This window comes from Flagellimonas rhodophyticola, assembly GCF_049332665.1.
Classification (GTDB): Bacteria; Bacteroidota; Bacteroidia; order Flavobacteriales; family Flavobacteriaceae; genus Flagellimonas.
Map to the genome: position 1 here is coordinate 2,241,556 of NZ_CP186326.1, position 12,419 is coordinate 2,253,974.

The 12,419-nt window shown below is 38.3% G+C and carries 11 protein-coding genes; all 11 read left to right on the forward strand.

The genetic code is table 11. From position 1 onward, the window contains the following. Nucleotides 1–2 precede the first annotated feature (2 nt). The 11 genes from ACOKFG_RS10075 (at nucleotide 3) to ACOKFG_RS10125 (ending at nucleotide 12,350) form a co-directional block, all read left to right on the forward strand. Nucleotides 3–1,325: a 4Fe-4S dicluster domain-containing protein gene (locus tag ACOKFG_RS10075; protein ID WP_422861174.1), complete on the forward strand. Its 1,323-nt coding sequence runs from the start codon at nucleotides 3–5 to the stop codon at nucleotides 1,323–1,325. Nucleotides 1,326–1,335: 10 nt separating this feature from the next. Then, nucleotides 1,336–2,121 carry a (Fe-S)-binding protein gene (locus tag ACOKFG_RS10080; protein ID WP_422861175.1) on the forward strand — a complete coding sequence of 262 codons (786 nt, stop codon included), beginning with the start codon at nucleotides 1,336–1,338 and terminating at the stop codon, nucleotides 2,119–2,121. Beyond that, nucleotides 2,122–2,604 (forward strand): ABC transporter ATPase, encoded by a 483-nt coding sequence (locus tag ACOKFG_RS10085; protein WP_299484966.1) that lies wholly within the window; start codon nucleotides 2,122–2,124, stop codon nucleotides 2,602–2,604. Between the two features lie 74 nt (nucleotides 2,605–2,678). Further along, the gene (locus ACOKFG_RS10090; RefSeq protein WP_299484968.1) at nucleotides 2,679–3,158 is read left to right on the forward strand and encodes a DUF6252 family protein; all 480 of its coding nucleotides are present in this window, start codon (nucleotides 2,679–2,681) and stop codon (nucleotides 3,156–3,158) included. Nucleotides 3,159–3,525: 367 nt separating this feature from the next. After that, complete coding sequence (locus ACOKFG_RS10095) at nucleotides 3,526–4,104, forward strand: Crp/Fnr family transcriptional regulator (protein WP_299484970.1); 579 nt, start codon at nucleotides 3,526–3,528, stop codon at nucleotides 4,102–4,104. Between the two features lie 208 nt (nucleotides 4,105–4,312). Further along, complete coding sequence (locus ACOKFG_RS10100) at nucleotides 4,313–5,392, forward strand: zinc-binding dehydrogenase (protein WP_299484972.1); 1,080 nt, start codon at nucleotides 4,313–4,315, stop codon at nucleotides 5,390–5,392. A 186-nt stretch (nucleotides 5,393–5,578) separates the two neighbouring features. Then, nucleotides 5,579–6,253, forward strand: coding sequence for a ZIP family metal transporter (locus tag ACOKFG_RS10105; RefSeq protein ID WP_299484974.1), 675 nt, complete (start codon nucleotides 5,579–5,581; stop codon nucleotides 6,251–6,253). 253 nt (nucleotides 6,254–6,506) lie between these two features. Continuing rightward, nucleotides 6,507–9,419 carry a glycoside hydrolase family 3 N-terminal domain-containing protein gene (locus tag ACOKFG_RS10110; RefSeq protein WP_299484976.1) on the forward strand — a complete coding sequence of 971 codons (2,913 nt, stop codon included), beginning with the start codon at nucleotides 6,507–6,509 and terminating at the stop codon, nucleotides 9,417–9,419. 29 nt (nucleotides 9,420–9,448) lie between these two features. Next, nucleotides 9,449–10,591, forward strand: coding sequence for an N-acetyl-alpha-D-glucosaminyl L-malate synthase BshA (bshA, locus tag ACOKFG_RS10115; RefSeq protein WP_299484978.1), 1,143 nt, complete (start codon nucleotides 9,449–9,451; stop codon nucleotides 10,589–10,591). 69 nt (nucleotides 10,592–10,660) lie between these two features. Further along, nucleotides 10,661–11,050 carry a hypothetical protein gene (locus ACOKFG_RS10120; RefSeq protein WP_299484979.1) on the forward strand — a complete coding sequence of 130 codons (390 nt, stop codon included), beginning with the start codon at nucleotides 10,661–10,663 and terminating at the stop codon, nucleotides 11,048–11,050. Nucleotides 11,051–11,171: 121 nt separating this feature from the next. Further along, complete coding sequence (locus ACOKFG_RS10125) at nucleotides 11,172–12,350, forward strand: OmpA family protein (RefSeq protein WP_299484981.1); 1,179 nt, start codon at nucleotides 11,172–11,174, stop codon at nucleotides 12,348–12,350. Nucleotides 12,351–12,419 lie beyond the last annotated feature (69 nt).

A 12,419-nucleotide genomic window follows, 5' to 3' on the forward strand; every position in this document is an offset into this window, starting at 1 on the left:
ATATGGAGTATTTGCCCAATATTCTTTTTACCATAGCCTTGATAATAGGTGTTGGTTTCTTCACCAAGAACATAAAAAAGTTGTCTCGAAACATCAAATTGGGAAAAGATATTGATGTTAGTGACAACAAACCCCAACGTTGGAAAAATATGTTCAGAATAGCTTTGGGCCAAACCAAAATGGTGGTAAGACCGGTCGCAGGCATTATGCACATTCTGGTCTATGTTGGATTTATCATCATCAATATTGAGGTATTGGAAATCATTATAGATGGTATTTTAGGTACGCACCGCATATTTGCCCCGGTAGGAGCTTTATATGATTTTTTGATAGGTTCCTTTGAGATATTGGCACTCTTGGTAATTATCGCCGTTGTTGTTTTTTGGATTAGAAGAAACCTGATCAGACTTCAGCGTTTCATCAAACCGGAGATGAAAGGTTGGCCCAAAAAGGATGGAAACCTTATCCTATATATAGAATTTGTGCTGATGCTGCTGTTTTTGACAATGAATGCAACTGATTTCCAGTTACAACAGCTGAATGCGCCGCATTACACAAAAGCAGGAGCCTTTCCCATAAGTCAATTTTTAATGCCACTCTTTGATGGAATGTCGATTTCATCACTTGTATTGGTAGAAAGGACAGCTTGGTGGTTACATATCTTAGGAATTTTGGCCTTTTTGAATTATCTCTATTACTCTAAACACCTTCATATTCTACTGGCATTTCCAAATACGTATTATGGAAAACTAAAGCCACAAGGAGCATTTAACAACTTGGAAGCTGTTACCAATGAGGTAAAATTGATGATGGATCCCTCCGCGGACCCATATGCAGCACCCGCGGATGATGCACCAGAACCAGAAAAATTTGGCGCTTCTGATGTTATGGACCTAAACTGGGTCCAGTTGCTAAATGCATATACCTGCACGGAGTGTGGAAGGTGTACATCAGAATGCCCTGCAAACCAAACAGGAAAGAAATTATCCCCCAGGAAAATTATGATGGATACCCGTGATCGTCTAGAGGAAGTGGGTAAGAATATCGATGCCAATAAAGGTGAATTTGTTCCTGACGGGAAACAGTTGCTGGACGACTACATTTCAAAAGAAGAACTATGGGCCTGTACAACTTGTAACGCATGCGTTCAGGCGTGTCCGATAAGCATAGATCCCTTATCTATTATTGTTGAGATGCGGCGCTATTTAGTCATGGAACAATCTGCCGCACCCACAGAATTGAACAATATGATGTCCAATATTGAAAATAATGGAGCACCATGGCCGTATAACCAAATGGACCGCTTAAACTGGGTAAACGAATAAATCAGTTGCTATGAGTGAAGAACTTAAAGTAAAAACCATGGAGGAATTCATGGCTCAGGGTACACAACCGGAAATTTTATTTTGGGTGGGTTCTGCAGGTAGCTATGACGATAGGGCGAAAAAAATTTCCCGTGCTTTCGTGAAAATTCTGAATAGCGCCAATGTCGATTTTGCTGTATTGGGACCAGAAGAGAGTTGCACGGGTGACGTAGCAAAGCGTGCAGGCAATGAGTTTTTGTTTCAAATGCAGGCTATGATGAACATTGAGGTCTTAAATGGCTATGAAATAAAGCGCATTGTAACCTGTGACCCTCACTCCTTCAACACCTTGAAAAACGAATACCCCGGTCTAGGAGGAAATTATGATGTGGTTCACCATACCCAATTCATTAAAGAATTATTGGATGCCGGACGTCTATCCCTTGCTGGTCAAGAATACAAAGAAAAGCGAATCACATTTCACGACCCATGTTATTTGGGAAGGGCAAACTCGGTTTTTGATGCTCCTAGAGAAGTACTTAAAAAGACCAACGCCAATATTGTGGAAATGAAACGGCACAAAAAGACAGCACTATGCTGTGGAGCTGGTGGGGCACAGATGTTCAAAGAACCGGAGAAAGGAGATATGGATATCAATGTGCTACGCACAAAAGATGCTTTGGAGACCAACCCCAATATTATAGCAACAGGTTGTCCATATTGCAATACGATGATGACAGATGGGATTAAAGCCCACGAAAAAGAGGATGATGTCACCGTTTTGGATGTGGCCGAACTAATCGCAAATTCTATTTAAATGCTAGTTGATTTTAAGTCACTTCCGGACACCTCAAGAATTTGGATTTATCAATCAAATCGTGGTTTTTCAAGTGAGGAACTCGAAGAAATTGAACAAGCACTAGAACAATTTCTGAAAGACTGGACGGCCCATGGGAGTGAATTGAAAGCTGGTTTTGAAATTAAATACAATCGATTCCTGATAATTGGGTTAGACCAGACCTTGGCGGGAGCGTCAGGTTGCTCCATTGATGCCTCTGTGCATTTTATTCAACAGTTGGAACAAAAATATGATGTAAACCTTCTGGACCGCATGAATGTTTCCTTCAAACAAGGTGAATATGTAGCCTATAAATCCTTAAAGGATTTCAAAAAAATGGCTAAGGACAAAGCAATTTCCAAAAACACTATTGTTTTCAACAATTTGGTGGCCAATAAAATGGAGTATTTAGAGCATTGGGAGGTGCCTGCCAGTGACAGTTGGCATTCACGATTTATATAGCTCCAGCCGGTCTGAATATTCCTTTACGCAACCATTGCTACTAAGCTCCATCCTCTTTATAAACTTACCTAGCCATGAAGCGGATTTATTTAATTTCTGGGGTATTACTTTTTGTCTTTGGAGGGATTGTTTCCTGTAGCAAAGATGACGATCAAATAGAGGCTGATTTTATTGTTGCAAAAATAAACTCCGAAAATTGGAAAGGAATTCCGGAAGTGAATCTAAATATGGTCAATGACACTCTTATTTTATTAGGAGTTGGAAACGAGGAAGTGGTTGTTTTTAAGATTAAATTTAATGGTAAAGGAGTGTATAATTTGTCTGGAACTCAATCTAGTTATTACACAACTGTTGGTGGTGATGTTATTACCAGCTTATACATTTTAGAGGATGACCTAACATCTCAAATCACAATTTCAGATTATAGTTCAGAACAAAATATAATAAGGGGAAATTTTAAAATATCCCTTATACAAGATTGGAGTAATCCTGAAAATAATATTAATTCATTAAGTTTTACGCAAGGCGAATTTAAGGGCACTATCGTCAAATAAAATGTTTCTCAATATTACCTCGAATAGTAACCTTATAAAATACCGTGGCTGTAATTAAATAAGGACGGTATAACTTCTTTTTAGCGAACAATCAGTTTGTTGTAGACCTCCATTTTGCATTCATCTTCACTCATAACCTTTTTTCTCTAACCAACACGTGGTACGACTTTCGATTCACCCGCAAATAACACTATCTTTATTAGCATAAATCGGCCCTCACAATCACTGATAAGTTACTTTTCCTTCCATAGGCTCTAGCACATCAGTGTCTAAGATGGTAGTCCCTATTTCTGAGAAAAGCTCGAAATTCTGACTTACCATAGTTGTGTGGCTTTTATCGGCAAGTCTCAAAGAAAAACATAAATCGATGAGTATTTACACAGGAATATTGAACAATATAGCTAGATATGTTACACTATCTGATGACGAAACAGAACAGTTTATTTCAATATTAAAAACCACTAGAATAAAGAAAAGGCAATTTGTGATACAACCAGGGTTTGTATCTGAGTATAGAAACTATATTGTAGAGGGAGCGGTAAGAGTTTTTTATTTAGATGACCATGGAAAAGAACATACGGTAAGTATTGGAATAGAGGATTGGTTTTTTACAGATTTCCACAGTTATTTAACCAGAACTCCGGCGGAATACTATGCTGAAGCTCTTGAAGACTCCCTAATTTTACAAATGAAATATGAAGACGTTGAAGACCTTTGCAGTAGAATACATCCTCTATGTCAGTATTTCAGATTATATATAGAAAGGGCCTTATCCCATTCTAATCAACGAGTAATTACCAACATTAGTAAAACTTCTGAAGAGCGATATTGGGAGTACGTTAATAAATATCCTCAAATAGCAAATAGAATACCTCAGTATGTCTTAGCCTCCTATTTAGGAATTTCTCCAGAATCAATAAGCAGAATCCGTTCTGATAAGAAGTAAAATTGATTTATATCAATTTTACTTCTTGACAAAAGTCAAGCTTTTTTCTTAACACAGGTCATATTTATCTCTTCGCATATGACGCAATTTTGTCATGTCAATAATTAAAAATTTGGTTTTAAGGTTTATTCGACCGATAAATCTGTCAAGCTCAACCTTAATCCTAAAAATTGACAACAAATGTAGTTCAAACTAAAAATTCAAATACATGAAAGCAGTTGTTTATAAAGAAAGAGCAAAAATCGAGGTTGTGGATATACCTAAACCACAACTTTTAAAAGATGATGATGTTATCGTACGTATTACACTTGCAGGTGTTTGCGGAGCGGATTTGGAGTTTACCCAAAATGGACCTGAAATGGGCTTGTTTGAAGGGATGCGAATAGGACATGAATTCGTTGGTGTCATAGATCAAGTAGGAAAGGATATTCACACCTTAAAAGTTGGAGACCGTGTGGTAGCTTCAGCAATGTTTGTTGACGGAGATTGTTACTATTGTAAACGAGATTTACCTTCAGCATGTGATCATGGAGGTCTATTTGGAACACCACTTTTTGCTGAGCATGGAGGTGATGATATCCAAGGAGGTCAGGCCGAATTTATCCGAGTTCCTTATGGTAATACATCACTATTTAAACTTCCAGAGGGTTTAACTGGAGAGGAACACGATACCAAAGTTCTTCCATTGGGAGATAACTTTGCCACCGGTTACCATGGTGCATTAAATGCGAATATCAAAACAGGTGAAACGGTAGTGGTTATTGGCGATGGTGCGGTTGGTCTAAGCGCAGTAATGGCAGCTACGTTATTTGGTCCTTCTACTATTATTCTTGTAGGTCGTCACGATAGTCGATTAGAATTGGCAAAAACTATTGGAGCAACACATGTTGTAAATTCAAAAAACGAAGATCCAGTTGCATTCGTTAAATCACTTACGGAGGGAAGAGGTGCAAATTCTGTTATAGATTCAGTCGGTAATAAAACTGCTATTGCACAGGGTATGGAAATGACTCAGGCTGGCGCTTCGATAAGTGTTCTAGGATTTGGTCACCTTTATGAACCAGTAGAACAGCCTTACTCATCGGCCTTGTTTAGAAACATAACTATTCACACGGGTGTTGTAAACGTAGCTGCCTATATGGAAAAATTACTTCCTATAGTTGAAAGGGGTGTTATAGATCCAAGTAAAATCTTTACTGATATTTTACCATTGTCAGAAGCGGAAAAAGGCTATGATTTAATGCGTGACCGTTCATCGGGAACACTTAAAGTGGCTTTGCGGCCTTAATCCTTTCGGATTAAAAATTTACAATGACAGCAAATTGATGTGTCGAAAGACATTTTAAAACTTTTTTGGCACATCAATTTAGCAGCTTTTGAATGCGCTTTAAGGATATATGATAATCATATTTGCAAACCACTCCCATATAGCTAAAACGAATTACAAAACCCATCAATTACAAATAATAACCTGATGAATAAGTATTTACTCCCAGTTATTGCCATTGCTGTTGGTGTTATTATTGCATCTGTCACCAAAAAACAAAAATCGATAGGCACTAAACTCTTATTATCATTTAGTGGCGCATTTCTATTAGCATTAGCTCTTTTTGATTTATTGCCCGAAGTGTATCATCATTTAGAAGCCAAGCAAACTGGACTTTTCATAATGTGCGGTATCCTATTGCAAATTATTTTGGAGTTTTTCTCTAAAGGTGTTGAACACGGCCATGCCTATGCTAATAAAGAAGGAGAACAGTTTCCATGGATACTATTTATAAGTCTTTGTATTCATAGTTTTTTAGAAGGGTTTCCTATTCACCAAAATAATGATATGGTGTATGGTGTGTTGATCCATAAAATTCCAATAGCAGCATTGTTAACTACATTTTTATTTCAATCTAAGTATAGCAAAGTTCAGATTATTGGTTTTCTGGTGATATTTACCGCAATGACCCCTTTAGGAACCTACATATCTAATAATACGGTATTAGCTACTGAATATTTAGACATTGTTAATGCTATAGTAATCGGTATCTTTTTACACATTGCTACAACCATCCTATTTGAAACCGGTGAAGGTCATAAGTTTAATTTGTCAAAGCTGGTAGTTATATGTTTGGGTATTTCAATGGCTCATTTCATTTAAAGGTTCTAAAAGAATAGTAAAGAGTGGTTTGGCAGGAATTCTGCGCAGTTTTGGAAAGTGATTCCGTGGTGGCGGGAGCTTATAATTTTAGTTGAAAAAGTGAGGCAAATCAGCTACCACTCTTTATTAAAACAGAAGTATTCGTGCTCTTGGTTTATCTAAAATCTCCTTAATTTATCCTAATAATTGTGCATTCCTCGATGAAATGCAATATTTTTATTCGTTGTAAGTTCATGTCTTAGACAAGATATTTATGCGGATAAACCTTTACTTTCCCATTTTCTTATTGGTTTTATATAGTGTCCACGGTCAAAGAAACCCGTTGGTCACTAAAGATTCCTTGGTGCAATCTAATTGGGTGGAAGCCAAATATGATAGTATGTCGCTAGAGGAACGTGTGGGGCAGCTGTTTATGGTAAGTGTCGCTTCCAACCAAAATAAATCTGCAACCGATGCCATAAGAAAGCTCATTGTAGAAGAGCATATAGGGGGTGTCATTTTTTCGAGAGGCGGTCCGGTTAGACAAGCAAAGCTGACCAATAGCTATCAGGCAAGTGCAAAAATACCCCTGCTTATTGGAATGGATGCCGAATGGGGCCTTTCCATGCGATTGGATTCTACCTATGCGTTTCCATGGAATATGACCCTCGGAGCCATTCAAGACAGTTCTATTGTTGAAAAAGTGGGATATCAAATTGGCAAACATGCTAAACGACTTGGTGTACATATCAATTTTGCACCAGATATTGACGTAAACAATAACCCAAAGAACCCCATTATCGGAAATCGTTCCTTTGGCGAAGACCCTCTCAATGTTACCCAAAAAGGAATTGCTTTTATGAATGGGATGGAAGCGGCCGGGGTGTTATCCTGCGGGAAACACTTTCCAGGACATGGCGATACTGCAACGGATTCTCACAAATCACTTCCTGTTATCAATTCGACTAAACAACGATTGGATTCCGTAGAGTTGTATCCATATCGACAGTTGATAGGCAATGGATTGAGTTCCGTGATGGTAGCTCATTTAGATGTTCCTAATCTCGAAATTATGCAGGGATTGCCATCTTCACTTTCAGAACAAATAATTACTGGAGTTTTGAAAGAAGAAATGGGCTTTGAAGGCTTGATTTTTACCGATGCCCTCAATATGAAGGCGGTTTCTGAATTTGTTCCGGAAGGAGAAGTTGAACTTGAAGCTTTCAAAGCTGGAAATGATATGTTGCTCATGCCCGAAAATGTATTGAAAGCTAAAGAAAAACTTATTGAGGCATACACAAAAGGGGTAATCAGTGAAAATCGTTTGGCCTATTCCGTCAAGAAGATTCTTATGGCCAAATACAAGGCCGGCCTTCATGATTACGCTCCTGTTGATCTGGAAAATCTGTATGGTGACTTAAATGATGTTGAGAATGATGTTGTCTATGAGAATGCCATAGAGCATGCAATTACCACGGTCAAAAACAATTTCTCTTTACTTCCAGTCAAGAAATTAGAGAACAAAAAAATTGCATATGTGCAGTTTGGTGATGCTTCTGGGGAAACATTTTTAAAGACTTTGACCAAATACGCCAAGGTTACACGTATTAAGGCAATGGATGCTGCTGGTTATAAAAAAAGCCTAGCGGATTTTAATTTGGTCATTGTCGGGTTCCATAAGAGCAATGAAAGTCCTTGGAAATCCTATAAACTTTCGAAGAATGAATTGTTTTGGCTACACGAAATAGCAAATCTGCGAACAAGTAACACTATTTTAAGTGTTTTTGCCAAACCTTACGCGCTTTTGGATGTGCTTGATTTCAGAACAATAGATGGATTGATTATGGCCTATCAAAATAGCGATATGGCACAAGAAGCAGCAGCAGAGGTTATTTTTGGAGCTATAGGCGCCAATGGGAAGTTACCGGTGTCTGCCCATCCAGAATTCCCAGTGAACACAGGTACTTCATTAAAACCCTTGCAGCGTTTGGGTTATAGCATCCCAGAACGAGTGGGTTTAAGTTCATCACGATTGGCCGTTGTAGACACTTTGGTCAATGCCGGCTTGGATTCTTTGATGTTTCCCGGAGCGCAGGTATTAATTGCTAAAAAAGGAAAGGTAATTTACAATAAGAGCTTTGGTAAGCCTACGTATGATTCTGAAGAGAAAATCAAAGGCGACCATATTTATGACTTAGCTTCATTGACCAAGATACTATCAACATTACCCTTGATAATGAAAATGGAGGAAGAGGGTAAAATAGCATTGAACGATACCTTCAAAGAACTTATTCCGCAGTACGATTCCACGGAACTAAAAGATGTAACCGTACTCAAAGCGCTGTCGCATTATGGGCGTTTGCCTGCTTGGATCGCTTTTTATATCGATACATTGACCAAAAGTCGAAAACCTTCCAGCCAATTTTACAGGAATGCACCAACGGATGGTTTTTCATATAAGGTAGCTGATAATTTGTATTTGACGGATGCCTATAAAGATTCCATTTACAATAGAATTGGAAGACAGAGTCTAAAATCGAACCGATATCGCTATAGCGATGTGGCCTATTACGTTTTCAAAAAATATATTGAGGATACCTATGACCAGTCACTGGATAAATTGATTCAGGAATTCTTGATCAACCCTATGGGACTTGACCATACTGCGTTTAATCCACTGGAAAAGTTCCCGAAAGAAACTATCATACCTTCCGAAGAAGATAATTATTACCGCCACCAGACCGTTCAAGGCTATGTTCATGATATGGGAGCGGCAATGCAGGGCGGAGTTGGGGGACATGCCGGCTTGTTCAGCAATGCCATGGATGTGGCCAAAATCATGCAAATGTATTTACAAGGTGGAGTTTACGGAGGAAAACGCTTTTTGACAGACCGGACCATAAAGAAATTCAACACATGCTATTTCTGCCATAAAGATGTGCGACGTGGGGTTGGTTTTGATAAGCCCCAATTAAAGGATAGCGGACCAACCTGTGGATGCGTTTCAAGGAAAAGTTTTGGTCATAGTGGATTCACCGGCACCTACACATGGGCAGATCCTGACGAAGAATTGGTGTATGTATTCCTGTCTAACCGAACGTACCCGTCCTCAAGCAATACCTTGTTGATAAAATCGGGACTGCGGACTAGAATTCAGCAGGCGATTTATGATTCTATTATAAATTAGGCTTAAAATATTGCCTTAGATTTGTTCTTATGAAGATAGCTATAGTTTGTTACCCCACTTTTGGAGGTAGTGGCGTTGTAGCCACTGAATTAGGCATTGCCCTAGCCGAAAGAGGGCATGAAGTGCATTTTGTGACATACAAACAGCCGGTGAGATTAGGGCTTTTGAGCAACAATATTCACTTTCATGAGGTTCACGTTCCAGAATACCCACTTTTTCATTATCAACCTTATGAATTAGCCCTGTCGAGCAAGTTGGTGGACACAATTAGGCTGTATGGAATAGAATTATTACACGTTCATTATGCCATTCCGCATGCATATGCCGGATATATGGCAAAAAAGATGTTGCAAGAAGAAGGAATTTTTATTCCAATGATTACCACGCTTCATGGAACTGACATAACACTGGTTGGAAAGCATCCATTTTACAAACCAGCGGTGAATTTTAGCATCAATAAATCTGATGTGGTGACTTCGGTTTCAGAAGGATTGAAACAAAAAACTTTGGAGATTTTCAATATTGAAAAAGATATTGAGGTAATCCCCAACTTTATTGATTCATCAAAATACCAATCCGACTATACCGATTGCCAAAGGTCTTTGATGGCCAATGAAGACGAGAGAATCATTACACATATCAGTAACTTTAGAAAAGTCAAGAACATCCCAGACGTTATTCATGTTTTTTATAGAGTTCAGAAAGAAATTCCAGCTAAACTTATCATGGTTGGTGAAGGACCGGAAAAAGAATATGCAGAACAACTTTGTGATGATCTTGGAATAAAAGACAGGGTTGTGTTTTTGGGGAATAGCAACGAGATTGACAGAATCCTTTGCTTTTCAGACTTGTTTTTATTGCCGTCCAAATCCGAAAGTTTTGGTTTGGCAGCTTTGGAAGCAATGATTAATAAAGTCCCTGTGATTTCCAGTAATACCGGTGGTATTCCTGAGGTAAACAAACATGGAGTTTCTGGTTATCTTGCAGATGTAGGCGATATCGAAGAGATGGCATCCAAGGCAATGCATATTTTAAAAGATGACGATGTGCTTGAAGAATTCAAGAACAATGCCAATAAGGTGGCTTCTAAATTTGATATATTGAATATTTTACCGCTTTATGAAGAGGTATATGAAAAGGCCTTTAAATCCAGATTCAAGAACACTTTTTAATTTATGAAATACTTCCTGTTGATATCGTTTCTCTGTTTGGTTTCATGTAAGGCCCAAAAAGACACGAAAATGAATACCTCTGAAAAAGGAGATATGGAATTGATTGCAAGCGATGCTTACAGCGGCATTGATAACTACGAAGCATCTGTAATACAGGACTCCAAGTCATTGAATAAATTTTACGGGAGAATCAATCAGACAAGAAAACCTGGCCTGCCCGTACCTCAAGTTGATTTCTCCAAAAATGTTCTTTTGGTAATGTGTTTGGGAAAACAAAAAGGGGAAACAACCCCTTTACTCACAAAAACAGAAGAAGAGAATAATATTTTGATTACCATAGAATTATCAGACAAAACTAGCAGTTTGGAAGCTGAAAACTCTCTAATGTCCTATCCCTTTTATATTTATAAACTTCAACACACGTCCAAGGAGGTAAGCATACAAAAATCTGGATTTTAAAAGCGGTCTAATCAAGATTTTGACTTCTTATCGAAAATAAGAGCACTTCAAAGTACAAAGCAAAAAATTACCATAGGGTTGATTTAGCTTTGCCCTGAAAAGAACCTCAAATCTTATTCATATGAAAAGTGTAAAACCTCTTGTTGCGGCACTTATTTTATTTAGTTCCCTCAACCTAGTTGGTCAAGATGTCCAGCTCACAAAAAAAGATAGTATTGTATATAGTTATTGGTTGGTAACCTTGGGAACAAATTTCGTAGATGATTCTGGAGACGAATTCGGGAAGCTATTCGACCTTAGCGCAGGTTGGAACACTGTTCCATATCCCTCAAGGGCCAGTATTGGTCGTTATTTTGAAAACGGATTAGGGCTGGAAGCTATTGCTAGTTATAACAAGTACGATGCAGGAAAAATAGTGGACAATGCTGTGAATCCAGGAGATGTGGATTATTTCGGTATTGATTTTAGGGTAAGTTACGATTTGAATAAGATACTTGGAGAAATGGGCTTTTTTGATCCGTATGTTGGCATTGGCGTTGGTTATACAGATGCAAACAATCAAGGAAGGGGAACATATAATGCAGTTGTCGGTTTTAGAACTTGGTTTTCTGACCACTGGGGACTAGATTTTAATTCCACTGGAAAATGGGCTATGAACACCGAAAATGCCACTAACCATATTCAACATGCTGTTGGTGTTGCGTATAGATTCAATGTCAAGAAAGGGCTTTCAAGGAAAGGAGAAGAGAAATTGGCATTGTTAAAGGAATTGGAGGCCGAGCAGCAAAGAATTCAAGATTCCATCGCAGCGAAACAAAAAGCCGATGAGGAGGCCAGACTTTTGGCTGAGCGCTTGGATAGAGAGAAAGAAGCAGCACGACTAGCCGAGGTCGAGAAAGCAAAGAAAGATGCTGAAGACGCTAGGTTAGCCCAAATAAAAAGGGCAATTGATAAATTGTCCAACGTCTATTTTAAGCTAAATTCGTCCTACCTTACCACAAATGATAAAGTGATATTGGATAAGTTGGTGAACATAATGAAGAATACACCAAGTTTAGTGATAGAGGTAAATGCCCATACAGATTCCAGGGGAACAGATAAGTATAACCAGTGGTTATCTGAAAAGAGAGCGGAAAGAACTGTAAAATATATATTGTCTCAAGGTATATCTAAAGATAGAATTCAGCTTGACGCCTTTGGTGAAACCCGATTGACCAATGAATGTGAAGATGGAGTTAATTGTCCGGAGAGGAAACATAGTGAGAATAGAAGGTCGGAGTTTAAGTTGATCGCATATTAAAAGCGAATTACAAAGAAAATCTTGTTCGGTAAATACACTTGAAAAAGATTATAATTGACAAAGGGGGTT